24 protein-coding genes and 1 pseudogene are annotated in these 24471 nt (G+C 36.8%); 7 read left to right on the top strand and 18 right to left on the bottom strand.

All coding sequences use genetic code 11. The features are described 5' to 3' along the window. The 9 genes from M3005_RS04420 to M3005_RS04460 form a co-directional block, all read right to left on the bottom strand. The coding region (locus tag M3005_RS04420) for an IMP dehydrogenase (protein ID WP_293794054.1) at positions 1 to 715 on the bottom strand (715 nt) is incomplete at its 3' end. Positions 716 to 814: 99 nt separating this feature from the next. Continuing rightward, positions 815 to 1537: a DUF1129 family protein gene (locus M3005_RS04425; protein WP_293794055.1), complete on the bottom strand. Its 723-nt coding sequence runs from the start codon at positions 1535 to 1537 to the stop codon at positions 815 to 817. Positions 1538 to 1555: 18 nt separating this feature from the next. Then, positions 1556 to 2656, bottom strand: coding sequence for a redox-regulated ATPase YchF (gene ychF, locus M3005_RS04430; protein ID WP_293794056.1), 1101 nt, complete (start codon positions 2654 to 2656; stop codon positions 1556 to 1558). A 27-nt stretch (positions 2657 to 2683) separates the two neighbouring features. Then, positions 2684 to 2872: a DUF951 domain-containing protein gene (locus M3005_RS04435; RefSeq protein WP_053949636.1), complete on the bottom strand. Its 189-nt coding sequence runs from the start codon at positions 2870 to 2872 to the stop codon at positions 2684 to 2686. 14 nt (positions 2873 to 2886) lie between these two features. Further along, positions 2887 to 3768: a ParB/RepB/Spo0J family partition protein gene (locus M3005_RS04440; protein ID WP_293794059.1), complete on the bottom strand. Its 882-nt coding sequence runs from the start codon at positions 3766 to 3768 to the stop codon at positions 2887 to 2889. After that, positions 3758 to 4525: a ParA family protein gene (locus tag M3005_RS04445; protein WP_293794061.1), complete on the bottom strand. Its 768-nt coding sequence runs from the start codon at positions 4523 to 4525 to the stop codon at positions 3758 to 3760. Before M3005_RS04445 ends, M3005_RS04440 begins: the two co-directional genes overlap by 11 nt. 18 nt (positions 4526 to 4543) lie before the next feature. Then, positions 4544 to 5281 (bottom strand): 16S rRNA (guanine(527)-N(7))-methyltransferase RsmG, encoded by a 738-nt coding sequence (gene rsmG / locus M3005_RS04450; RefSeq protein ID WP_293794063.1) that lies wholly within the window; start codon positions 5279 to 5281, stop codon positions 4544 to 4546. A 207-nt stretch (positions 5282 to 5488) separates the two neighbouring features. Continuing rightward, entirely contained in the window at positions 5489 to 6736 is a 1248-nt protein-coding gene (locus tag M3005_RS04455; RefSeq protein WP_293794065.1) for a NupC/NupG family nucleoside CNT transporter, read from the bottom strand. A gap of 88 nt (positions 6737 to 6824) precedes the next feature. Then, the gene (locus tag M3005_RS04460; RefSeq protein ID WP_293794067.1) at positions 6825 to 7640 is read right to left on the bottom strand and encodes an alkaline phosphatase family protein; all 816 of its coding nucleotides are present in this window, start codon (positions 7638 to 7640) and stop codon (positions 6825 to 6827) included. A gap of 454 nt (positions 7641 to 8094) precedes the next feature. Between M3005_RS04460 and M3005_RS04465 the strand changes: the two genes are divergently transcribed. Both M3005_RS04465 and M3005_RS04470 read left to right on the top strand, forming a co-directional pair. After that, positions 8095 to 8694: an SGNH/GDSL hydrolase family protein gene (locus M3005_RS04465; RefSeq protein WP_293794070.1), complete on the top strand. Its 600-nt coding sequence runs from the start codon at positions 8095 to 8097 to the stop codon at positions 8692 to 8694. Between the two features lie 76 nt (positions 8695 to 8770). Beyond that, positions 8771 to 9493 (top strand): hypothetical protein, encoded by a 723-nt coding sequence (locus M3005_RS04470; RefSeq protein ID WP_293794072.1) that lies wholly within the window; start codon positions 8771 to 8773, stop codon positions 9491 to 9493. An 18-nt stretch (positions 9494 to 9511) separates the two neighbouring features. On the opposite strand, the gene M3005_RS04475 is transcribed toward M3005_RS04470, so the two are convergent. From M3005_RS04475 to M3005_RS04490, 4 genes are all read right to left on the bottom strand, one after another. Next, entirely contained in the window at positions 9512 to 11299 is a 1788-nt protein-coding gene (locus tag M3005_RS04475) for a hypothetical protein (RefSeq protein WP_293794074.1), read from the bottom strand. Between the two features lie 94 nt (positions 11300 to 11393). Then, the gene (locus tag M3005_RS04480; protein WP_293794075.1) at positions 11394 to 13157 is read right to left on the bottom strand and encodes a hypothetical protein; all 1764 of its coding nucleotides are present in this window, start codon (positions 13155 to 13157) and stop codon (positions 11394 to 11396) included. A 14-nt stretch (positions 13158 to 13171) separates the two neighbouring features. Beyond that, a complete protein-coding gene (locus M3005_RS04485) occupies positions 13172 to 14041 on the bottom strand; it encodes a DNA/RNA non-specific endonuclease (protein WP_463670945.1) in 870 nt (289 codons plus the stop codon). Between the two features lie 116 nt (positions 14042 to 14157). Next, a complete protein-coding gene (locus M3005_RS04490) occupies positions 14158 to 15441 on the bottom strand; it encodes a hypothetical protein (RefSeq protein ID WP_293794076.1) in 1284 nt (427 codons plus the stop codon). A 223-nt stretch (positions 15442 to 15664) separates the two neighbouring features. Here M3005_RS04490 and M3005_RS04495 point away from each other — a divergent pair, with 223 nt between their 5' ends. Beyond that, entirely contained in the window at positions 15665 to 15931 is a 267-nt protein-coding gene (locus M3005_RS04495; RefSeq protein ID WP_293794077.1) for a hypothetical protein, read from the top strand. 491 nt (positions 15932 to 16422) lie between these two features. Here M3005_RS04495 and M3005_RS04500 read toward each other — a convergent pair whose 3' ends face one another. After that, positions 16423 to 17949, bottom strand: a complete 1527-nt coding sequence (locus M3005_RS04500; RefSeq protein WP_293794079.1) for a hypothetical protein — start codon at positions 17947 to 17949, stop codon at positions 16423 to 16425. Between the two features lie 270 nt (positions 17950 to 18219). On the opposite strand from M3005_RS04500, the gene M3005_RS04505 reads away from it, so the two are divergent. After that, complete coding sequence (locus M3005_RS04505; RefSeq protein ID WP_293794080.1) at positions 18220 to 19113, top strand: LysR family transcriptional regulator; 894 nt, start codon at positions 18220 to 18222, stop codon at positions 19111 to 19113. 84 nt (positions 19114 to 19197) lie between these two features. On the opposite strand, the gene M3005_RS04510 is transcribed toward M3005_RS04505, so the two are convergent. The 3 genes from M3005_RS04510 to M3005_RS04520 all read right to left on the bottom strand — a co-directional run bounded on the left by M3005_RS04510 (position 19198) and on the right by M3005_RS04520 (position 20272). Next, the gene (locus M3005_RS04510) at positions 19198 to 19443 is read right to left on the bottom strand and encodes a DUF2922 domain-containing protein (RefSeq protein WP_293794081.1); all 246 of its coding nucleotides are present in this window, start codon (positions 19441 to 19443) and stop codon (positions 19198 to 19200) included. Between the two features lie 19 nt (positions 19444 to 19462). Beyond that, a complete protein-coding gene (locus M3005_RS04515) occupies positions 19463 to 19663 on the bottom strand; it encodes a hypothetical protein (protein ID WP_293794083.1) in 201 nt (66 codons plus the stop codon). Positions 19664 to 19744: 81 nt separating this feature from the next. Then, on the bottom strand, positions 19745 to 20272 hold the full coding sequence (locus tag M3005_RS04520; protein ID WP_293794085.1) for a sigma-70 family RNA polymerase sigma factor: 528 nt from the start codon (positions 20270 to 20272) through the stop codon (positions 19745 to 19747). A gap of 166 nt (positions 20273 to 20438) precedes the next feature. On the opposite strand from M3005_RS04520, the gene M3005_RS04525 reads away from it, so the two are divergent. Continuing rightward, positions 20439 to 20873: a GNAT family N-acetyltransferase gene (locus M3005_RS04525; protein WP_293794087.1), complete on the top strand. Its 435-nt coding sequence runs from the start codon at positions 20439 to 20441 to the stop codon at positions 20871 to 20873. A 56-nt stretch (positions 20874 to 20929) separates the two neighbouring features. On the opposite strand, the gene M3005_RS04530 is transcribed toward M3005_RS04525, so the two are convergent. Then, positions 20930 to 22534: a hypothetical protein gene (locus M3005_RS04530; RefSeq protein WP_293794088.1), complete on the bottom strand. Its 1605-nt coding sequence runs from the start codon at positions 22532 to 22534 to the stop codon at positions 20930 to 20932. A 153-nt stretch (positions 22535 to 22687) separates the two neighbouring features. Here M3005_RS04530 and rlmD point away from each other — a divergent pair, with 153 nt between their 5' ends. Then, positions 22688 to 24091 carry a 23S rRNA (uracil(1939)-C(5))-methyltransferase RlmD gene (rlmD, locus tag M3005_RS04535; protein ID WP_293794090.1) on the top strand — a complete coding sequence of 468 codons (1404 nt, stop codon included), beginning with the start codon at positions 22688 to 22690 and terminating at the stop codon, positions 24089 to 24091. Positions 24092 to 24112: 21 nt separating this feature from the next. Then, positions 24113 to 24471 (top strand): annotated as a pseudogene (locus tag M3005_RS04540) (hypothetical protein); the annotation flags it as partial.

A 24471-nucleotide genomic window follows, 5' to 3' on the forward strand; every position in this document is an offset into this window, starting at 1 on the left:
CATCACCAGAGTACTTGATACCACCATCAGCGATGATTGGCTTGCCCCATTTTCTAGCAACTTCAGCTGCATCGTAGACAGCAGTTAGTTGAGGAACACCAACACCGGCAATGATTCTAGTAGTACAGATTGAACCAGGTCCAATTCCGACTTTAACAACATCCACACCAGCTTCGAATAAATCGTTAGTAGCTTGACCAGTTGCCACGTTACCAGCAATGATGGTCTTGTTAGGGAAACTTTCGCGAATTTCCTTCACTTTTCTAATTACACCAGCTGAGTGTCCGTGAGCAGTATCAATAATAATGGCATCAGCTCCGGCAGCAAATAAAGCTTCCACACGCTTAAATGTGTCAGAAGTAACACCAACAGCGGCAGCACATAGTAGATGGTTGTTAGCATCTACCGCTGCGTTAGGGGTTTGATCAGTCTTTTCAACTGCTTTTACTTTTTTTACTTCGTTGGCTTGATCATCAACAACCATGTTCTTGTGAATTACACCTAATCCACCAACTTCAGCCATTGCGATAGCCATATCAGCAGTTGTAACAGTATCCATACTTGCACTTAGGAAAGGTACGTTTAACTTAACATCATCTGATAGTCGAACAGATGTATCCACATCGTTAGGTAAAACGTGACTTTCTGCAGGAATTAATAGTACATCATCAAATGTTAATCCCTTTTTTGCAAACTTTGTATTCCAATTATCCATAATCTAAATCCCCTATCTGTTTATTTTTTTAATTTCTAATATACAAAAAAAACGAACGAAAATCAAATAAAATTTTCGATCGTCTATATTTTTTTATTTTTATTTTTTCACTCTTGGTGTAAAAAAGTTCACAGTAATGGTGTATTTTTTGTGAACCCAGATGTCCACACCAATTCCGATTGCGGCCAACACGAAGTTAACAATTGGTGATACCACAACGTTAATGCCAGTCTTAGGCAAGTTAATCGCAATGAAGAACGCAAAAATCCACACTAATACTGTGATTAACATGAATAGCGCACGCATCCATCCATTGTAGGTATGCTTAACACTTGGGTCTAGTAACTTAGTTAGGAATGGAGCACAGAATCCGAACACTGCAGAAATTAAGATTAGTGAAGTAATTCCAACAGCTTGCTCTTGTCCGTTCTTAGGTTGGATTAATAGGATAAATCCGTACATTAGGTTAAATAGGATTAAGAAGAAAACTGCATTGTAAACCACATTAGGAATAAAGTTATCAAACATAGAAGTCTTTTTCTTAGGTGGGTTCATGATGAAATCAATACGTTCTTCCACAGTACCGTATAAATTACGCGCAGTTGCCCCGTGCTTTTGTTCTACTAATAGTTCATCCTTCATTTGACTGATAATTTCAGCCTTTCTTTCTGGACTTAAAGTAGTCTTCTTTAATTCCTTACTAAAACGGAACATGTAATCGGAATTACGTTTAGTCAAACCAATTCCGTCAAATTGAGTTCTTGTCTTTTTATCTGCTTCATGGCGATCTTGTTGCACATGTGCATTTCTTTTCTCAGTCATCAAAGCAATCCTTTCTAATTAAACGTTAAATCTGAAGTTAACGATATCGCCATCTTGCATGACGTAATCTTTACCTTCAACACGTAGCTTACCGGCTTCTTTTACCGTTTGTTCACTACCTAGTTCATCTAGGTCAGAGAAAGCCATTACTTCAGCACGAATAAATCCACGTTCAAAGTCAGAGTGAATAATTCCGGCAGCTTGTGGTGCTTTAGTACCCTTTAGGTAAGTCCAAGCCTTAGTTTCTTTGCCACCAGCAGTGAAGAAAGTTTCTAGGCCTAATAGCTTGTATGAAGCACGAATTAGTTTGTTCAAACCAGGTTCAGTTACCCCTTCAGCTTCTAAGAAAGTTGCTTTATCTTCATCATCCAGTTCAGCAATTTCTTCTTCAGTTTCCGCAGCAATACCGATTGCTTGTGCGTTTTCTGATTCAGCGTATTCCTTCACTAATTGGAAGTACTTTGAACCTTCTGGATCAGCCATGTCATCTTCTGAAATGTTGGCTACGTATAGCACTGGTTTTGAAGTTAATAGGAATAAACCTTTTACAATTTTTTGTTCATCTTCATCAAAGTCGATTGAACGCACTGGTTTACCTGCTTCTAGCACTGGCTTGATTTTTTCAAGCACAGCTAATTCAGCAACTGCTTCTTCATCTTTACCCTTAGCAGCTTTTTGGACACGACCAAGGCGCTTAGTAACAGCATCTAAATCAGAGATACCTAGTTCTAGGTTAATAGTTTCGATATCAGCAATTGGATCAACCTTACCAGTAACGTGGGTAATGTTATCATCATCAAATGAACGTACGACGTGCACAATCGCATCAACTTGGCGAATGTTTTCTAGGAACTTGTTACCTAGACCTTCACCCTTACTTGCCCCTTTAACGATACCGGCGATATCAGTAAATTCAAATGTAGTAGGTACAATCTTCTTAGCTGGAATGACTTCGTCAATACGGTCTAAACGATCATCTGGCACTTCTACCATTCCGACGTTTGGATCAATTGTGGCGAAAGGATAGTTCGCCATTTCTGCTCCGGCTTTAGTAATCGCATTAAATAGTGTGGACTTTCCAACGTTAGGTAATCCCACAATCCCTGCTGTTAATGACATATTTCTAATTCACTCTTTTCTTTGATTTTAGTCTTCGTTAGCACTTTCAATTACTTTTTTCATTTTCTTGTCAAACTCACGACGAGGTAACATCACCACGTGACCGCAATTTTGACATTCAATCTTAATATCTGCTCCCATACGGATAATCTTCCAACTATTGGCACCACATGGATGAGCTTTTTTCATCATTACGACATCATTTAATGAATACATATTCAGTACTCCTTTTAATCTAAATTAATATCTAAAATTTGTAAAATACGATTTAAATCGTCATCGGATGCGTAACTAATTTCAATCTTACCAGTGCCCTTCTTAGAACGGCTGTTAGAGATTGAAACAGAAGTTTGAAATTTATCTTGAAGTTCATTTTCAGAAGCACGCAAGAATGGTGACTTCTTAGTAGAACGTCTTGGTTTCTTACTCTTGGCAGGGCTAGTCCCTAATGCCTTGATTTCACTTTCCAATTGACGCACTGTTAGTGTTTGATCGTAAGCTTTCTTTGCTAAACGGATTAAGTCTTCTTTTTTCTTAACAGAAAGCAAAGTTCTAGCTTGTCCCATTGATAATTGGTTCTTAGTTAGCATTTCCTTAACTTCGGTTGGAAGACCTAATAAACGCAAATAATTAGCAATGTATGGACGTGACTTACCTAGACGTTTAGAAACTTCTGCTTGAGTAATTTCTAGCTTCGTCATTAAGGTATTGTATGCTTCAGCTTCTTCAATTGGATTTAAATCCTCTCTTTGAAGGTTTTCCATGACAGCAATTTCCATCATTTGTTCATCTGATGCATCACGCACGATGGCTGGAATCTTTTCTTTACCGGCCATCTTAGAAGCACGAAAACGACGTTCCCCAGCTAAAATTTCATACTTATCTTTTTGACCATCGGTTTTTCTAACGATAATTGGTTGGAAAACCCCAGATTTTTCAATTGAACGAGTTAAGTCCTTTAGCGCTTCAGTATCAAAATGGGTTCTGGGTTGAAATGGATTAGGTGATAATTTACTTAGTTCCAAATCCAATACATCTTCTGAGTTTGCGTCGATATCATTATCAGCAAATAATGCTTCAATGCCTCGACCTAGACCTTTATTATTCACCATGAGCAGCTAACACTTCCTTTGCAAAATCCATATATAGTTCTGAACCTTTTGAAGTTGGATCGTAGTCTATAATTGGTAATCCGTAACTAGGTGCTTCTGATAAGCGCACATTTCTTGTGATAATTGTGTTATAAACTTTATCGCCGAAGTATTTACGAACCTCATCATTAACTTGTTGACCTAATTTAGTACGCGCATCATACATTGTCAGTAATACTCCTTCAACATCTAAATCAGCGTTAAAGTGTTTTTTTACTAATTGAACGGTATTTAATAATTGGCTTAGTCCTTCTAGTGCATAGTATTCTGTTTGCACAGGAATTAAGATTGAATCACTCGCAGTAAAAGCGTTTACCGTAATTAATCCTAACGATGGCGGACAGTCAACTAAGACGTAATCATAATTATCTTTGACAGTTTTTAGGGCGTTCAAAAGACGAGTTTCTCTAGCCATTTGTGGTGTCAATTCAATATCAGCACCTGATAATTGAATGGTTGCCGGAACGATATCTAATCCTTCATGTTTTGATGGAATAATCGCTTCTTCAATTGGTTCTTCATTCACTAAAATATCATAGATATCTTTTTGGATTTCTGCTTTTTGAATACCCACTCCTGAAGTGGCGTTGCCTTGGGCATCGGCGTCAATTAATAGTACTTTCTTCCCCATAGTGGCAAGGTCTGCACCTAGATTAACGGATGTAGTCGTTTTACCGACTCCTCCCTTTTGATTAGCTAAAGATATGACATGTGCCATGAAAACCCCTCCTGTCGTCTACTTATTATTAGAACCAATTGGTTTCTTGTTGGGTGTTCCTGCTTTTCTTGGGTATTGCTTTGGTGTTGCTTTGACTTTTTCTAAGATCACCATGTTACGGGGGTCATTAGAAACTGGTAAGTTAAATTCATCATCTGATAGTAACTTACCACCTAATGTAGTAATCGCGCTCTTACCATCAGATATTTCATTTTTCGCTTGTGATGCTTTTAAAGCAATCATCTTGCCACCAACTTTAACCAGTGGTAAACACAATTCAGCTAAAACACTCATTCTCGCAACTGCTCGTGCAGTAGCTAAATCAAATTGTTCACGATATGCGGACTTCTTACCACCAAATTCTTCAGCACGTGCATGGTGCAATTGAACATGGTCTAAGCCCAATTTAGTGACTAGCTCATCTAAAAAGTTAATGCGCTTATTTAATGAATCAATAATAGTAACTCTTAAGTTCGGAAAGGCAATCTTTAGTGGGATTGATGGAAAACCAGCTCCAGCTCCCACATCACAAAGTGTTAATTCTTCAGTTCTTAACTCTTCTGCATAAAAAGCTGGTGTAATTGAGTCAAAGAAGTGTTTTAAATAAACTTCGTCGCGGTCGACAATCGTTGTTAAGTTAACGTGTTCATTAGTTGCCACTAGCATTTCGTAATATGTAGCAAATTGTTGCATTTGTTCGTCGCTTAATTCGATATTGTGTTTGGCTAATTCTGTTTTAAATTCTTCTGGATTCATACAAATCCTCCTACTGTGAAACATAATGTTTCACATCTATCTATACTTTACATGAAATTTTTATCTTTTACAATGATGAAACATATACTTCTCCATTATAACCAAAATCGGGTTAATTCGTCACTACAATATCCTAAAAAATTACCTAATTTGTGGAAACAAAAAAGACAGCTTGCGCTGTCTTTTATAGTTATTATTAAATCTATTTTACCAAACAAATAGACCCACAATTCCAGCAGACATTAGTGATACTAAAATACCTGATAGAATCATGTAACCAACACTCTTAGAAATAGCGTTGTTTACTTCTCTATTAACGATACCCTTGAACGCACCGATAATCATCCCTACTGTAGAAAGGTTAGCAAATGAAGTAAGGAAGACTGTTAATTGAGCACGATAGTGAGGGGCGTATGATGAGATATGTGGTGATACTTTCCCCATAACCACAAATTCATTAGTTACTAACTTAGTACCCATGTTTTGAGCGAAGTCAAAAGCAGTGTGTACATCTGAACCCATTAACCATGCGAATGGGAACATAATGATTCCTAGAATATGTTCTAGAGATAAACTAGGATTGATTGCGCCTAAGATCTTGTCAATCAATGCGGCTAAAGCAACGAATGCGATAACGTTAGCAGTGATGATTAAGATTAATTTACCGGCACCTAGAATTGAATCGCCCAAGAATGAGAAGAAAGGTTCTTTCTTAGCTTCTTCATCATTTGCTGGGGTTTCACCGACAGCAACTTCTGCAGTTTCAGCAGAACTACCTAATTTAGCGATAGTATCTTCTTCTGGGGTAACAGTAGTTGGCATCAAAATGCTGGTAATAATAACGGCATTTAAGATGTTCAATGGAACGGCAGTCAATACGTATTGACCTGGAACCATTTGTGTATATGCACCAAGGATTGATGCAGTAACACATGACATTGACATCATAGCGATAACAACGTTTCTAACTGCTGAAATTTGTTTTAGTTGTAGAGTTGAAACGGCAAGTGCTTCAGTGTTACCTAAGAACATCATTTCAACAGCAAAGAATGATTCAAATTTAGGTTGGCCAGTTATGTAAGCCAATCCTTTACCTACCCATTTGATGATCCATGGTAGGACTCCAATGTAAGTTAAAATATCAAACACTGGAACAATTAATAAAATAGGAAGAAGTGCAGATGTTACAAAGTCCATTGACTTAACGTGAACCCAACTTGGTAATGCAAAAGCAATTCCTTGATAGGCTACTTCAACTAATGCTGTGAATCCGTTGGCAGCGGCTTCAACAGCTGCACGTCCCCATGAAAATTCTGTTAAACAGTACGCAATCAATAAGTTTACTATTAAAACGGTGATAACTGAACGCCATTTAATTTCCTTTTTATTTTTTGAAAATAAAACAGCGATTCCTAGAAATACAATAATTCCTAAGATATTAACTAATAAATACATATATAATTCTAATCCTTTCTCTGCGACAAAAAATATAGTGACAAATAGCTTATTTTAGTTGCGCAACACCCCTCTCAAATATAGTTAATTATAGAACTTCACTAATAAAATTAGGCTTCTGTTTTCGACCATCATCTAAATCAAAGTATGCTGCAATTGCATTCCCGATAGCCCCTAATGAGCGCTTAATTCCCAATGATTTTCCGACTGATTGGTTCGGATTAAATACCAATAGTGGTAGATATTCACGAGTAGTTTTAGTTTCCATTGATGGATCGATTGCTTCAGACGATAAGATTAATAATAAATCTGTGTCGCGTAATCTTTCGACAATCTTACCAATGGTTTCATCTACTTTATTCAATTGTTCAGCATAACCAAAACAGTTTCTGTCTTTAGCTAAAATATGAATATCTGGTACTTGGCAGTAGATTAATCCATCTTTTTGAGTACGCATTTTAGATGATAATTCAACAAAAGCTTTACTATCACTAGGTACCTGGAGCGTTGAAATTTCGTCCTGTTTTTCTAGATAATTAGTAAAGCTTGAAATAATTGATACATCCATATGTCGTTCAGCCATTAAGTCCATCACTGAAACTGTACGGACATCACTAGTATAGTCGAACATTTCTCGATAACTGGCACTACCCCTATAAGAAGCTACGTTGGGTACCATTTTTCCAAAGAAAGCACGGGGAGCGTCGTTTTGTGGAACGGCAACTAATTCGTTATCCCAACGAATATTACCTAATCCTAACTCGATTAAATTAGGAACATTAAGCCCCTTGTCAGCAATATGGCCTAATGTGTCGGCACCAACAGAATTAAAACGATTAGCATCAGGAGCTTCACCAATTCCTAATGAAGCAATATCCAAAATAATCATTCTCTTGTGTGTCATTATTGTGCCTCCTAAATTTCTTCATTAATGAGAAAGTATATCATAACCACTAATACTGTCAATATAAAAAAAGACGAATCTAATCAAAAGCGATAGATTCGTCTAATCAGTGTTGCCCCTGCCAAGGAACTTCATTATATAGCAAATAATTGTAAAAAAATAGAGACTAAACTATCACTAGTAAGTCCCTACGCCCCAAAGGAAGAAAAAATGTTAAATATCCAGTAATTTGTTTTTATCCGCCTCGTAATATCTTTGATACGTATGTATCTCGGCGTATTGGATAATCAGAGTATTCTATCGCTTGGTAAATTACCTCTTCCATTGATATTTATATTACTATAGTAACAATTAAATTACATTTTTTCAATTTAAATGATTCATTTTGTAAATTTAGTCACATATTATATAATATGTATAGATTTTCTAACATACTAATCACGGAGATGATTCGATGGAATTGAAAAATACCCGAATCGCCGCATTAGGTGATTCCATAACAAGGGGATTCGATGGAACCGTAAATCTGCGTTACAACTATCCTCAATACTTAGCAAAATACTACAACACTTCTGTTGTAAACTTAGGATTAAATGGTGCTACTATATATAACGATTTAGAAAAACAAATCGAAAATATAAAAAGTAGTCGATATGATGTCATTATTCTTATGATTGGAACTAATGATTACGGGCACTTAGACGTCCCATTAGTAGATATCGTATCAAAAATGACATCATTGGTACGTCGTTTAATTAGTACTCACCCTCATAGTAAGATATTCGCTTCATTACCACTACCTCGATATGATAATGATAAGAATGCCAGCGATGTAATAAGATATGCAGATTATACATTTAATGAACTACTAGATAAATTAAGTACCATTTACTCTGCCTTTCAAATTCCATACATAGATTGGCGCCATTATCATTCAGAGTTCATTACGGACTTTAATTTTAAGGACATGTATCAAGATCAACACGTCCACCCCAATGCATATACTTATCGTCGTCTTGCCTTTTACATTGGTGACTTTATTCAAAATCATTAAGAATTTCTTAAGAACTCCTTCTCACTTTGGTAACTTGCCAAACGCATGTTATTAATTACGGGAAAGGAGTTTTTTTATGTATAACACTAATTTAAATCATGCAGCCATCAAGCAGATTGATGGAATTGATTGTATCGACATTGATAACCTGCCAATTAAATATGTTAATCATAAATTTAAAAGTCGGAATGTTAATTGGTCCAAATTATTAATGTTGGTCGATATTTCTCACGCTTCAAAGAAGTACGCAACACTGGTTATTGAAAAGCATTTTACCTGCTATTTATTGCGCGATTCAACCGATGCAATTATTAATCAACGAACCACAAAAGAATGTCTCCTCACCAAAGTCTTTTCAGACAGTATTGCTGATGTCTTCAACATTAGTAATAAGCGCCCCATTATTCATTCCAAGGCTTCGCTCTTACCACTACAAACCCGCAATCATTCAAGACATCATTCATGGATTAACGCTAATCTAGTTGATTATTCTATCAGTGGGCGCCAATCGAACAGCGTCTTCATTTATACCCCAGATGATACGATCTACATCAAGGTCAGTGAACGACCATCATATCTGAAAAAGAAATTTGCCGAAGTTCAACAAATGCAACTCGCCTTACTAGGTATGCTCAGTAGCCTAAACATATGCTGTCGTGAAATCAGTCAATCCGTTTCTAATAACCCCAATGACAATCCCGCCTGTCGATACGGTATCCCCAAAGAAAAATTACAGCAATTTATACTTACCTTCGCGAAAAAATTCTATTTAACTAATCAAGAAAATAAAAAAGATTAACCAAAATGATTAATCTTTCTAAAGCCATATTCTAATGATTACAATTCCACTTACCACAATCCAACTCACAATCGTTAGGATAAATAGAGCTTTCATTGCCCATCCAATATGATAACTAACATTTAAACTGTTCTTGCCGGGATTGGCTTTAATCACGACTGCTCCGACTGGTGTTTGACTGACCGGAATGACTGTCTTACCATTTAACGTCAATTCAGTTGAAGCATATGCAACCACGGGGATTTGGTAATTACGTGCCTTTTTGTGACGATTATTCCAAGTAATCGTCAATGAGCCATCTTTATTAACAGTCTTCTTAAAACCACCCTTAATTCGATAATTTTGCTTATCTAATTGTTGATATGCATTTGAGTATGGGTGGTAATCATTATAATTTTTGTAGTTAACCTTTTGGGTTGCTGGTAAGTAGTCTGGCACGACCTTGCTTAAATCATCGACCAGCGCCTTCTTGTTAGATCCGTAAAAATCTTCATAGTAAGTACGCTTATTACGATTAACATGACTAACCGTATGTTCAATTGGAATTTGAAAATCATTACTTTGACGCATACTATCGACAGTCGCAATCTTGAAATTCAAAACCCAAATATTCGTTCCAATCATCGTCGCCATTAATAAGAAGATAAAGGCATAACGATAGTCAGGCCCTTCAAAGTGCAACCACTTCAAAGTTAACGCATCATGATCATTAGTCAAAATCATTCCAAATGACACAAATAATAAAACGAATGCTAAGACCGCAAAACGCTTTGGAAATTGTAAATAGGTACTCAATTCCGGAATTAAGCTTTGCAATATTTTCCATGGAAATAGATTAGTTGAGACCCATAAGAAGAAGCCACCGACTAACGCATAGGTCTTAATAATATAATCCAATGAACGCCACTTAATTAAGACGTAGGCAATCACGTAGATAAAGACAATTAATTCCATGGGCTTAATGATCATTTCAAATGAGTACAAGTTAAAAATGAATCCATAATTACTCATATCAACGGTTGAAAATGCTGGAATCAAATGGTTATTAGTAAAGATGGAAAGCAATGCTCCCCACACATTGGCGGTTAAAGCTAAGGTAATTAAAGCTGCTCCAAATGAACTAACCACCATTTTTAATTTATCTTCGGTCTTGACTAAGGCTACAGTGAAAATTGGTACTAACGCTAAGAACCCCATCATACTGGTAATCATATGAGTTTGGACTAAGATTGCCATCGCAATTGATAATCCAATCACTGGCACTTTTAGTCTTCGTAAGGTTAATGCAATCGCCACAAATAAATATGGGATTACAGCTGCCCCAACCCCGGTGAATTGTTGGGTATTGACCCATGAGATCACTGAAGAACCAATCATGTACATGCTGGCAACAATTAAAGCATAGCCACGACTGACTTGATTAACTTTACAAAGCCAATACATCCCAAAGGCAGCGACTAACATCACTACCATGACATCGATTAATTCAAAAATGTACCAGTTCGGACTAATTAACAACAACGCCCCACTAATATAGGCAACAAACGGACCGTATAATGCATTTACAATCCGGCCGGTTTGGTTAAAACCAAAATTCATTTGAAAATAGCTGAACTTACCGGTTCTTAATTGTTCTTCCGCATCTACAAAGCGGTTGAAGTGAAATAGTGAGTCATGTCCTAAAATCAACGAATGATTCCAAATCACTTTACTTAAAACCAATAAGCCAACTAATACAAACACCAGTAAAGGAAAGAAACGACTATGATATACCTTACTGATAATATTAGTGTGATGTCGTTGCAAACCAATCTCCTCCGTCCTAAGCTATCGTTGCATTTAGTATAACATACAAAAATTATGACTTAATAATAAAAACCCGCTGTTAGCGGGTTTTTATTTATCTTTTTCTCATTTTGTAAACACTAACTGGAATGAAAATCATCCATGCTACCCATGTTAATACCATTAATAATCTAGTGGTAAACGATGTCATGTATTTAATGTTAATCTTATTTTCACCTTTGTTAGCATGCATAATAATTGCACCTAAGTTAGTGGTTTTAACGTTCTTAACCACATTCCCATTGATTGTCACTTGCGTGTTAGCGTATTTCGCTAATGGCACTTGGACTGTTTGGGATTTGTTAGTCTTGAACTTCAATGTTAATGATCCATCATTCTTAACGTAATGCTTGAAGCGAATCGTCTTCAAATGATTAGTCTTAATGTATTGATGATAGTACTTCAAGTAAGGATTAAAAGCATTGTATTGCGTAAAATTAACAATATTTTTCTTCGCTGGTAAGTAATCCGGCGTTGCCTTTAAATAATCATGCATTAAGTAACCTAAATCATGACTTTGTGTATCCTTTTGAATGGTGCGATGGTGCTTCTTAGTGTAGTAATACAATGAATTATCATTGTAATTATTACGGTGATGTTTAGTGTTCAATGCGACATAGTTTTGACTGCGTTGGTGAATTGCATAGAAATCTAGTCCAATGCTTCCAATAATTAGCACTACCATTGAAGCTAACAGCACGTACTTCCCTGTCTTTTCGACATGCTTTAATTCATAGGTCACAAATCGACCAAATGTTAGTAGTAAGAAAACGAATGCTAAAACTAGAAAACGCTTAGGGAATTGGAGTGTAAATGCCAATTGCGGAATTGCTGTTTGTAAAATCCCCCATGGAAAATGACTCCAAGCAATCACTAGAAACGCAAACCCAGTAATCGCGGTCGTCTTAGTTAATAAATCAATTTGTTTGAAACGTTTGATCACAAAGTATAACACTACTAGGAATAAAATAAATTCAGTTGGTTTTAAAATGTTAATTAATGAATAACTATTGAAGTTATATCCGTATGTGCGGACTTCTGGAACGGGATAAACTGGCAATAACTTATTCCAAAGGTTCAAGGTTAATAAGTTATACCAAACATTAATCGTTAGCGCTAAGGTAATTAATGCAGCCACGACAGTATGCCAAATTAATTGAAGTCTTTGACTATCATCAGCCTTAATTAAACCGACGATGAAAAATGGTAAAATTCCGACCATCGCAATCACACTACTCATTAAGTGGGTTTGAATTAAGATGCTCATTGTGAACGCAAAGCCGATATAGGAAACATCAAACTTCCGTACCATTTGGGTGGCGTAAACCATCACGAATGGAATAATTGCAGCCCCTAATGCGGTAAATTGTTGCGCCGTTGTCCATTGGACGATTGTAGAAGAATACATGTAGATAAAGCCCATAAAGATGGCTGCTTTTCTAGACACTTCATTCACACGGCAAAGTTTGTACATTCCTAATGCTGCCCCAACTAAGACAATTAAGTCGGTCAGAATTTGGAACTTAAACCAAGAGCCGGCAACTAGTAATAAGAACCCACCTAAGTATGCAACGACTGGTCCATATAAGGCACTCATGATTCGACCAGTTTGTAAGAAACCGTAATTAGATTGGAAATAACTAATCTTGTGGGTCTTTAATTGCATGGCCGCATCGTAAAAACGATTATAGTGAAATAGTGAATCTGAACCTAAAAAGGTTTGCTTTTTAATTAATGGAATTGCGACTAGCAATAACGCTAGTCCTAAAAAGATGATAAATGGCAACAGCCAATTTAAAATTCGTTTTGCTTTTTGCATTGCTACTCTCCTCTTTATTCAACTACACTGGTTCCAGTTAAGTAGTTGAGTTTGAAGCCACTTTCAATATTTTTAATGTAAATGTGAAATGAGACTGAAGAACTGCCAATTGATTGCGCCTGCATAATTACACCGGAAGCTAATAGATTTTTACCATGAAAGACTGGTTGAACTTGGTAGCGAACATAATGACTTCGACTACTTCTAAGGTAGGCAGCCACTTGATTCTCATATGTACTCATCGCTGGATCATTTAATGAGCGCGTCCCGGTAATTAAATTCTTCAAGTTGTTGTTTTGACCGGTAAATTGATAACCAATTAAATGACTACGGTTATATAACCAAGTGCCATGATCTTTTTTATTGTGCCAACCAGTGGGGTCAACATACAAAGGTAAGCGTTTGGCTTTCGGCATTAATGATTGATTTAACATCGCATTGGCGGTTGTGGCACGGTTTAGTGAATCCAATTGACCGTATTTAGCCCACGCACCATGCTTTAGTGATAATTCGGCTTTAGTAAAATTAGGACGATTGTGGTTTAAGACCACCACTTGACCCGCCGCAATAATTGATTGGTTCGATTTAGCATTGGCTCTTTGTTTAATTTGTTTAATCTTTTTCCCAGTGGTCTTGGCAACGACACGCCGACCGCTACTTTCGGTTCCACTCAAGGTTAAACCACGACTTTTCGCTTGACTTAGGGTTTCTTTATAAATCTTCTTAGCGTGACTTAAGCCCCTATCATTACGATTATAAAAATAATGACTACCAGTGGCGGTGGTATAAACATAGGTTTCAGCTTGAGCTGATTGACTATTGGTGGTGATGACACCAGTAGTTAGGGTCAGCAGGATAGTGATAAAAAATAAACATTTACGCAATCGAGCTCACTTCTTTCTAATCTTTTAACACTATCATAGTACATATTCTCATAATATCCAATCAATTTTAAAATAAACTAAAAAAGACCACCGCTTTGCGGTGATCTTATAACTTCTTATTGGAAGTAAATAGTAATTACTGGGTTGTCGCCATCAATCTTGGCAGTATCGACACCAGTGTAAGTTAATGAACCGGCACCAGTTAAACCTAAGTCAGCTTGAGTAATTGTAGTAATGTTCTTGCTTGCTAGTTCAGCTTTAATCGTATCAGGGTTAACTGATTGGTTAACTAAAATACTCTTGTTAGCTAATAAGTCATTTGCGATAGCGTTTAAAGTGTTGTTAAGACCAGTACTTGGTGTTAAGACATTGTTAGTACCAGTTTGTTTTAATTGAATTGCAATACGAGTAACGTTCTTTGGTGCTAAGTTAATGATTGCCTTACCACCGCTTACGATTGGTCCATCAACGTTAATGGCATTAGCATCAGTAGTGATTTGGTAACCACTTGGAATGTACTTAGCTAAAGTATCAGCAGAAACTTTAGCAGTTCCGTTCACAGTTAAGTCGTTCTTTACACTAACGATCACAGTATTAACTGGACTACCATTGTAGTTGAAAGTTAATGTGTATGGATCAGTTGGTGTGGTGTTCTTATCTGTGTCAGTAGTGGTGGTAGTGCTCTTCTTAGTAGTTGATACGTTCTTAGCGAAGATCCAACCATCGATGTTTTTCTTTTTGTTATCAGTCACGTGGTAGTAAGTCCAACCTAAAGTATTCTTAACAGCACCATCAATTGTGAAAGTATCGTTAATGTAAGTAGTCTTCTTGTGTGGAATGACACGTGAGTTAATACGACTGTAGTTAGGGAATGTCCAAAGTGGCGCAGAAATCTTAACGTTAGTAGTCTTCTTTGGTAGTGAAGTGTAAGTTAGCGTCTTAGTTGCGACAATTCCAGTATTCTTGTCAATGTTATTTAAGTCTGTTGAGATGTCATGCTTACCAACGTAAACCCATCCTCTGTACTTACCACCTAAAGTCACAATGTGAGCATAGTATAATCCAGTATTAGTCTTAGCCATACCGTATACGTAAAAGATATCTTTAGGTGTTTTTGATTTCGCCAGTTCCTTCATGGTTTTCTTAGAAGCAACTACCTTTGCACCAGCTAAACGACCGGGCTTGTTAAAAACAGTGACGATTCCGGTTGATTTAGCATAAGCAGCATTTTCAGCATAACTTACCTTGTAGTATGAAGCCGTTGTTTTGTTAACATGTTTAACTGTCTTAGTCGCAGCTTTTGTATGATGTTTAGCAGCATCAGCATTAACGGTTACAACTGAAGCAAGAGTTAATGCAGCGATACTAGTTAATGTAATTTTTTTGATTAATGAATGCATTGTATTGCCTCCCATAAATTTCTACTTCAAATTATAACATATTTTAGCAACTCCTTTCATGATTTGAAAGTTTGTCATTGTTATTTAATAATTTCGCAAAGGATGTTGTGCTTTCTTAAGAAAGTTATAACTTCATTCAATTACTTAGACAAACAGAACTAAAAAGTATACAGTAAGGATAAACATTAAAGTAGGATTAGAATTTATAGAAAGAGGGCTTTAAATGATCAGTGAAGACAACGAAAGATTTCCTTCTGGTTCTCACTTACTAGCACAATTACGCTTGAGAAATTATTTCGCTAAATACATCATTGATATAATCAAAAGTCGGTTCCCGAATCACTCACGTTATGATGAATTCGAGAATTTATTAAGAAAGCAGAATAATTTTGAAGTGGTCAATTGTCTATACATCATCGCCTACAGATATAGAAACTACCCTACTCTATTAGATGAGCTAATTAATATTATGACTAAGAAAGTGGGTTAAGTTTCCCCCGACACCCTTTTTATTTTCATTTGGTGGACTATTTTATTTTTGATAGCAAATTATGAAAGGTCGATGCATGTGGAAAATATTATTCGGGCGATTCGCCCAGGGTCAGCTTTTGAGTATCATAATCGGAAAATTCGTCGGATTATCCGGAATAAAGTCCAACTATTAATGGAACCGTTTCAAGAAGATAAACACTTTGATCCTTGTAACGTCGCATTAGATAAAATCTATTGCTGTAACGACATGAATTATATGTTATTAATTATGCAAAGTTCTCGTCTCAACAAATTAGAATATATGATTGAATGTATTGAAAACCGTGATCAACGACGTATCCACCGTCAAATGGAACGATCATATGGTTTTTGGCATCCATAACCAAAAAAGAGCTAACGAATTATCGTTAGCTCTTTTCTTATGCAAATTTTATGTATAAAAAAAGATATGACCGAAGTCATATCTCTTTTTTCACTCAATAACTAATATTATTTACCTGAAACAGGGTCTGAAGTAATGTTAGTTACATTTGAGTTAGTTGTAGCAGTTGCAGAAGGAACTACAGGAGTAGTAGTGTTTGAAGCTACCTTAGTGTAGTATACGTTAACAGCTGAAACGTTTTGGAATGGAACTACAACATCAACACCAGTGTATTGGTTTACAACTGAGTTGTTGTGTTGTTGAGTAGCAGCAGCGTCGAACTTGTAAGTAGTGTATACAGTAACGTCGTTGTTGCTTGAATCCTTAGCAGTGCTCTTAACTACGATAGTGTTGAAGGCTTTACCATCAGCAAATAGTGCCTTAACAACGTTGTTGAAGCTGAAGTTATCAGTCTTGATACCCTTTAGGCCAGCAGCAACATTATCAAATGTGTATGAACTTGCAGCAGTCTTACCATCTGACATTAATACGTTTGCTAGGTCTTGTTGTGCAGTAGCAGAAACTGAGTTATCAGCATTCTTGTCACCTTCAGTGATGAAGTTTACTTTAACAGGACTTGCAATGTAGTCAGTGCTCTTAGTAACGTAAACGTTGATTGCAGCACCCTTTGATACTACATTGTAAGTGTTGTTGTAGTTAGAAGCTAAGTTGTATGAGTTTAACTTAGCATCTGCACTCTTAGCAGCAGCAACAGCGTCTGAAACCTTGTCTGATGTCCATGCGTTTACAGTAGTTGAACCGTTAATAGTAGTGTTGTATACACCACCATTAGCAGCATTAGGAGTTGCAGTTTTTGAGTCAATTACAGTGTTTGAAGCAGTGTCAACAAAGTTAACAGTAATGTTCATGTCACTGAATGCTTGAGATGGATCAGTAGTTAGGTTCTTAGCGTTAACCCAACCTTGGTTAGCAGTACCAGTTAAACCACCAGCTACTCCGTTAGCAGTAACGTGGAAGTAAGTGTCACCGTTTGCGTTAGTAACAGCATCATCAGCAGTAAATGAAGTTGTCTTAACGTTGAAGTTTGAGTCAAGCTTGATTAGCTTAGCACCAAATGATGAACCATAAGCCTTATCGAACACACGAGGAGTCTTTAGGAATAGGTTCTTTGCTTCAGTAGAGTTGAAGTTGTATGAAGCCTTAGCACTTGCAGTACCTTGAGCTTGTTGTACACCACCAACGTATACGTATCCACGGATCTTCTTATCGAATGAAACAACCTTTAGGTATTTAACACCCTTTGAAGTTGTAGCTTCTTGGTAAGCCATGAATTGTGCACTAACTGACTTAGTGTTAGCTAGTGAAGCCATAGTTGATTTTGAAGCAACTACCTTAGCACCTTTAACAGTACCTGGCTTTGAGTAAACAGCGTTTTTACCAGTTGAAACATATACAACTGATTGGTCTAACTTGCTGTCAGTAGTTTTGTAAGTGACCTTTTTAGCAACCTTCTTGGTTGTGTGCTTTGCAGCATTTGCGTTAGTTGAAGTAGCTGATACAGAAGCACCTGCAACTGAAGCAAAAGTTAAAGCAGCTAGTCCCAAGTAAAGTGATTTCTTTAGACTTGATTGCATTATAAATTCCTCCAATACATTTTATGTAATTTATCAAGCAAGTATAGTATATCACTTCGAGTCTAAATGTCAAAATAAATTCGCATTTTTGCTCGAACTGAGTCTAAAACTCACATAATCTACTATGCTTATAAAAGCATTATAACTATCAACAATATGTTTGGCAAGAAATTGACAGGAAATTTATCAACTTTTTGTTACATTTTTCTAATAAAACAGCTATAATCTTAAATAATCAGATATTATATCGAGTGAAAGGAGCAAACATTCATGATTTCTTTCTCATATCAAGCGTTTGTTACCGTGGTAAGCGAATCTAGTTTCCACCATGCAGCGCAAAAATTAGAAGTAACCCCTTCTGCGATTTCTCACTCTATCGATAAATTAGAAAAGCAACTGGGTTTTTCACTATTAATTCGTGATCGTTCTGGTGTTAAGTTAACCGAAGATGGCAAGGACGTCTTACCAATCATTCAAGATATCTTAAACAATGAAGAACGATTACAACAAGAGGCCAATAAAATTAAAGGACTAACTTCTGGAACTGTTCGTTTAGGTGCTTTCAGTAGTGTCTGCATTAATTGGATGCCTACAATCATACATAATTTCCATAATCTCTTCCCTAACGTTAAGGTTGAAGTAACGCAAAGTGATTTTAACGACATTACGTTACAAGCACGACAAGGGAAAATTGATTTAGGATTTACCTGCCAACCAATCAATGAAAGATTGGTCAAAGCTTTACTAATTAAAGACAAGATTTATTGTATTACGCCCAAGGACTTCGTACCGAAGAATGGTAAGACCATCACCCAAGATGATTTAGTCGACCAACACTTCATCTTACAAAAGTCTGATTACGATGGTGATACTAAAAAAGTCTTGGATCAATATAATGTGGCACCAAACTCAATTCAATTCAGTATCGATGACCACTCCATCATTGCGATGGTGGAAGCTGGGCTTGGAATGGGAATTTTACCTAAGCTGGCCTTCCAACGCATCGGCGGTGACGTCAAGTTCTATCCATTCGATGACGATTTCTATCGTTCTATCTTTATGGTCATGAACTCCGTTCAAATGAAAACACCAGCTGCCCAAAAGATGGTTTCCTGCATTCGTGAATTTATCGAAAGCAATTATCCAGATGGCTATTTAGAATAAACAAAAAGCGTCCAGTCATTGACTGAACGCTTTTTTGATTGTCGGGGAGTTTTATAGGGAATGTTTGTAGTCGATCTTAATAAATTACTTAGCAGTTGGCGCTACCACAACGCGGGTATCAAATAGTGAGCTATTTTGTGTATCCACGATTTTGGCAGCCACCGGTGTCTTATACAAGTTACCAGATTCGTCTTGAAAAATATTCATTGCTGATAAACGTTGCATGGCAGGCATCACCACAGAAGTGTCTAGTTTGCCATCTACATAATTAAGACTTAAAGTCTTGTTCTTACCATTTTCACTTTTGAATGTTAGTTCTAATTTTCTCATTTATCGTTCCTCCAGTTAATTATTTAGTGAATCCATCTTCATGAATTAACTTACCTGATGCAAATTCGCTTCCAGTTAATTGAGAAACAATGTCACTTAATTCAGCCATTTGATCAGCAGAGATGTTTTCTACGGCATTAGCGAAATTACGGTTACGACGAATTCCGTCCTTACCCATAGTAGTAACAGTGATTTTTGACTTATTCCATTTCTTATTCATTGTATTAACCTCTTTTCTTAACTTTGTAAGTCGTTAGCGCTAACCCTTACACTCTTAATAACGTGCTTCGATGGAAAAGTGTTACCTAATTTTTAAATATTCTTTTTTGACGCCGTCTTTCCACTTATAGACGGTCTTTCGACTGACCCGGTACTTCCGAGCGATTTCAGTTACTGTCATCCCCTCATTAAAACTACTACACAAAAACTTGCGCTGATCGTGGGTGCAATTTAACCACAGAAGATTTAGTAACTCTCTGTCGTTTACCTCACCGACGCCTTCACTATCATCTAATAATGTATCTTCCCAACCATCTTGGTCGGCACTCATCATTTCAGTGTGGTTATTTTGGCGTTGTTGTTTGCGGAGTAAATCTAACAGGTGCCAATAAACACCTTGATACAAATAACTAATCAGTGAGCTATTCGTTTTTTCTGGGTCATATTCAACGTATTTTTGTGCAAAGCGGATACATCCCTCTTGGGCTAAATCGTCATATTGCGGATTATTCGGTAATATATTGAGGCGTTTTAAAACCCCATGGACTAATCCCTGATGATTTTCCTTCATTAAATATTCAAATCCAGGGGTTAAGTCTGGTTCGTTCATCTTAATCATTCCTTTATTGAATTGATCAAGGGCCCTTGAACGAATATTAATGTATCAACTGATGTCGAAAAAAACACCACGAATTATTTTGAAAAATAATGCAAAATTTAGTTCATCTAGAAGAAAAAATAGTAGAATGAAAATAATTAATCCAGGAGGTTAGATTATGGAATGGAAAGTAAAAACCTTTGATCAAATCACCAGAGATGAACTTTGGGCCATCTACTACGCCCGAGTGCAAACCTTTGTGGTCGAACAAAAACGACCATATCAAGAAGTCGATGATGTCGACTTTAACGCCTTACATATTTGGGCCGAAGAAGACGGCCAGTTATTAGCATATGCTCGAGTTTTTCATGGACAAGACCACACTACTTTTGGGCGCGTCTTAACCACCCCGGCAGCACGTGGCAAAGGACTGGGTAAAAAGTTGATTGAAAAAGTGTTAGAAGAAATCGACGAACACTTTGACCATCCCCGCGTTGAAATCGACTCGCAAGACGACAAAGAAAACTTCTACGCGAAGTTTGGATTTAAAGCGGTCGGTGATGTCTACACCTTCCATCAAACCCCACATATCAAAATGATTTTAGAAAAATAAAAAATGCATGTAGAAATTTTCCTTCTACATGCATTTTTTTGTTGTTTTGTATAAATTTAGTTCATTGGACGGTCTGAACGTAATAGTTCTGAACGCCATAGTGCTAATAGATAACCATAACCCTTGTTATCAAATGCGATACTTTCAAATTCACGGCCGGATTTGAATGATACATAGTGAACATCTTGTGGCTTAATGGTGTCGTTACGCACTTCTTTAGCCGGAATGGAAACGATCATATCATTAGATACTAAGTAGATACGATCATTAATGGCGTTGTAAGTTACATATTGGTTGTAACTAGCTGGCCATTTAATCATTCCTGTAACTGGTCTAAATGAAATCTTCTTATTAGTAAAGTTTCCAGTGTATAAGGTGTAAACGTCTTTAATCCCGTTACGACCGGAACGAACACCGAAGTATGCATTCCCTGCTTTATCGAAAGTTAATGTGTGAAGTGCTAAGTTAACACCTTGGTTATTAATCAATCTAAAGCGGTATTGGTGAACTGGTTTTAATGATTGGGCATCCAATTCAGTTACTTGGTTGTAGAAGTCATTGTTAACTTCACCTAATTGGTCATCTTGTGCCAAGTAAATATGGTCATTACTTGGGTTATAAGTAAGAGTTTGGCCATGACCAATATTCATTAGTGGGCTGACGCTCACTGATTTAGAAATTTGGTAGTATTGGTTGAAAATTGGATTGTTTTGACCAATCTTATTAATCTTGTCTTGGTGTTTGTTGAATTGTTGGTTCAAATGATTTAGTTGTCTATTCAATACTTTAATGCGACCGTTTTGCATGCGCTTAACAGCTTTATAATTCTTGAATAACACGTTACGTTTAGCTTTTAGTACTTTCTTAGCTGACTTCTTCTTTGCTGCTTTAACTTTTTGGTCAGCCTTTTGATACTTCACCAAACTCTTGTTAATGGCACTTTGAGCTTTGTTAACCGCTTTTTGAACTTTTTGTAATTGTTTTTGAGTTTGATTGCTTGCTTCACGTGGCTTCTTCGAATCATTGATGAACTTCGCAAATTTCAAACTGTTATCACGACCACGATCTGTGAATGGATTGAAATAATTGAAGACTTGAATCAATAAGCTTTGGTGATTAGTATCATCTAATCCCATTGCTTGCAATGCATCCATCTTAAGACGAATAATTGCTCCTTGATTAGCACCCGTCCCCATTGATTCAACAATGTAGATAGAATTATTAGCCATAATGGCACCTTGATAGTTACCATGTTCTTGCGGTGAAACATTAAAACCAGTTGGCAAGAACCACTTAGTCTTAAAGTTGACCTTATCAGTATTGACAGAATCAATAGCTTTTATGTAATTAGGTTTAGTTATTTTCTTAACACGACGGTAGTTTCCCCAAACCGCAGTCATGTTAGGAGTGCTACTATCAATAGCACGGAATAGTTGATCATTGCGATCACTTAATGCATTACTAGTGGTAGTAACTGGAATTGGGTTCTTGCCTTCATCCCATGAATGAACCCAAAAATTTTGTTGATCTTGATTGTCAGCAGCAGGTACTGTTGGCATTACCTGGTCAGCAGAAACATTTGTACTAAATGAAACTGCTGGTATAGAAATCATTAATGCAGTTACCGTAGTAAGCATTAGTGATTTAGTTAATTTACGCATGATTTATCCCCCTTTGTCACATAATTCATTTATAACCTTTTATAGAAGCATTTGCAATCTTTTTTCGATTAATTACGCCACTCTTAACTGAAATTTAATAACTCCATGATATAATATTGGATAACTATGGATTTATAGAAAAGGACGGTAGCAATGGCATACCCAAGAAATAATTATCGCAATGACTTTGACGATGTAGATGTTGAAGTCGGCCAACAATTTAAAATGACCATCAAGAGAATGGGCATTAATGGTGAGGGAATCGGTTTTTACGAACATAAGTTAGTGTTTGTTACCGGTGCTTTTACCGATGAAAAAGTCGTCGCTGAGGTTACTAAGGTCTATCCTAACTATATCAAAGCTAAGGCTGTCAAAATCAACCGTGTATCAGAAGACCGCGTAGAACCTCGTGATAGTTACGCTGGTAATGTTGGTGGTTTCGAATTAGAATCCCTATCATACCCAGCCCAACTTCGTTTCAAGCGAGATCTAATCAAACAAGCATTAGAAAAGTTCCAACCACAGGGTTATCAAAAAATGAAAATCCGTTCCACCATGGGCATGGAAGAACCTTATGAATACCGTAATAAAGCACAATTTCCTGTCCGCATGCAAGACGGCAAAGTAATTGCTGGCTTATTTAAAGAAGGTTCACACGACTTAGTCGACTTACCAACTTGTTCAGTTCAATACCCCGCTACCATGAAAGTGATGCGCAAGATAGTCGAATTCATTGACGAACTAGAAATTCCTGTTTTTAATGAAGAAAACAATTCTGGAATCATTAAGACGGTAATTGTTCGTGCCGCATTGAACACTGAAGACGTACAAGTTGTGTTTGTTACTAACACCCCTAAGTTCGTCAAAAAAGGTTTCATGCTAAAGAAGATTATGTTAGAACTACCAGAAGTGACTTCTGTGATGCAAAACATTAATCCTGGTGACTCACCATTAATTTGGGGAGATAAAACTGTTCATCTAGCTGGTAAAGATACGATTGTCGAAAAGATTAAGGGCTTAAGTTTTGAACTTTCTGCGCGTGCTTTCCTACAATTGAATTCAATCATGCTTCCTCGTTTATACGAAGTCGCAATTTCCGCATTAGAATTAACCGGAAACGAAAAGATTGTCGATGCATATTCAGGGGTGGGAACCATTGGATTACCTTTAGCTAAGCATGCTGACGAAATCCGTGGAATGGACATTATTCCAGAAGCTGTCGAAGATGCTAACCATAACGCTATCATTAACAAAATTAGAAACGCTTACTACGAAGTCGGTAAAGCTGAAGACTTATTACCTGAATGGTTAGCAGAAGGTTTTAAACCCGATGCAATTATCGTTGATCCTCCCCGTACTGGTTTAGACGATAAATTAATCGACGCAATCTTAAAGAGTGCGCCAGAAAAATTTGTTTACGTTTCATGCAACCCTTCCACTTTAGCGGCCGATTTGGTTCCACTAACTCGTAAGTACAAAGTCGAATGGATTCAACCCATCGACATGATGCCACAAACTCCACGTTGTGAAGCAGTTGTTAAATTCACCAAAAAATAATCATAGAAAGTAGGAATCGTTATGAATAACATGCCACACTTACCAGACTTTAAGCAAAATTTCGTTTTTCTAATCAATCGTAAGAACGGACTCCGTTTTGGTCGTTTTGGTTTCTCACTACTCGCATTCTTGTTCCACTGGATTCCAGCGATTTTACGTTCTGATTATTACAACGCTGTGTGTATCGTCGGTGTAGATGCATGCATCTACATGGTTGCACATATGGTTTTACAGTTAGTATTTAAGGTTGATCCAAGTAGTGCTATGAACATTACTTATATGGTAGGAGCTGTTTTATGGGGCTCCATTTATAATTATATGTTCATACGTCGCATGATTAATCGTAATTTTCGTCCGGTTGATCAAAACTCACAATTAGT

The organism is Apilactobacillus sp. (assembly GCF_025290035.1).
GTDB lineage: Bacteria > Bacillota > Bacilli > Lactobacillales > Lactobacillaceae > Apilactobacillus.

Bases quoted from the DNA above. Each gene is read 5' to 3' on its own strand.
- M3005_RS04425 (WP_293794055.1), bottom strand. From the start codon at position 1,537: ATGACTGAGAAAAGAAATGCACATGTGCAACAAGATCGCCATGAAGCA.
- ychF (WP_293794056.1), bottom strand. From the start codon at position 2,656: ATGTCATTAACAGCAGGGATTGTGGGATTACCTAACGTTGGAAAGTCC.
- M3005_RS04435 (WP_053949636.1), bottom strand. From the start codon at position 2,872: ATGTATTCATTAAATGATGTCGTAATGATGAAAAAAGCTCATCCATGT.
- M3005_RS04440 (WP_293794059.1), bottom strand. From the start codon at position 3,768: ATGGTGAATAATAAAGGTCTAGGTCGAGGCATTGAAGCATTATTTGCT.
- M3005_RS04445 (WP_293794061.1), bottom strand. From the start codon at position 4,525: ATGGCACATGTCATATCTTTAGCTAATCAAAAGGGAGGAGTCGGTAAA.
- rsmG (WP_293794063.1), bottom strand. From the start codon at position 5,281: ATGAATCCAGAAGAATTTAAAACAGAATTAGCCAAACACAATATCGAA.
- M3005_RS04455 (WP_293794065.1), bottom strand. From the start codon at position 6,736: ATGTATTTATTAGTTAATATCTTAGGAATTATTGTATTTCTAGGAATC.
- M3005_RS04460 (WP_293794067.1), bottom strand. From the start codon at position 7,640: ATGACACACAAGAGAATGATTATTTTGGATATTGCTTCATTAGGAATT.
- M3005_RS04465 (WP_293794070.1), top strand. From the start codon at position 8,095: ATGGAATTGAAAAATACCCGAATCGCCGCATTAGGTGATTCCATAACA.
- M3005_RS04470 (WP_293794072.1), top strand. From the start codon at position 8,771: ATGTATAACACTAATTTAAATCATGCAGCCATCAAGCAGATTGATGGA.
- M3005_RS04480 (WP_293794075.1), bottom strand. From the start codon at position 13,157: ATGCAAAAAGCAAAACGAATTTTAAATTGGCTGTTGCCATTTATCATC.
- M3005_RS04490 (WP_293794076.1), bottom strand. From the start codon at position 15,441: ATGCATTCATTAATCAAAAAAATTACATTAACTAGTATCGCTGCATTA.
- M3005_RS04495 (WP_293794077.1), top strand. From the start codon at position 15,665: ATGATCAGTGAAGACAACGAAAGATTTCCTTCTGGTTCTCACTTACTA.
- M3005_RS04500 (WP_293794079.1), bottom strand. From the start codon at position 17,949: ATGCAATCAAGTCTAAAGAAATCACTTTACTTGGGACTAGCTGCTTTA.
- M3005_RS04505 (WP_293794080.1), top strand. From the start codon at position 18,220: ATGATTTCTTTCTCATATCAAGCGTTTGTTACCGTGGTAAGCGAATCT.
- M3005_RS04510 (WP_293794081.1), bottom strand. From the start codon at position 19,443: ATGAGAAAATTAGAACTAACATTCAAAAGTGAAAATGGTAAGAACAAG.
- M3005_RS04515 (WP_293794083.1), bottom strand. From the start codon at position 19,663: ATGAATAAGAAATGGAATAAGTCAAAAATCACTGTTACTACTATGGGT.
- M3005_RS04520 (WP_293794085.1), bottom strand. From the start codon at position 20,272: ATGAACGAACCAGACTTAACCCCTGGATTTGAATATTTAATGAAGGAA.
- M3005_RS04525 (WP_293794087.1), top strand. From the start codon at position 20,439: ATGGAATGGAAAGTAAAAACCTTTGATCAAATCACCAGAGATGAACTT.
- M3005_RS04530 (WP_293794088.1), bottom strand. From the start codon at position 22,534: ATGCGTAAATTAACTAAATCACTAATGCTTACTACGGTAACTGCATTA.
- rlmD (WP_293794090.1), top strand. From the start codon at position 22,688: ATGGCATACCCAAGAAATAATTATCGCAATGACTTTGACGATGTAGAT.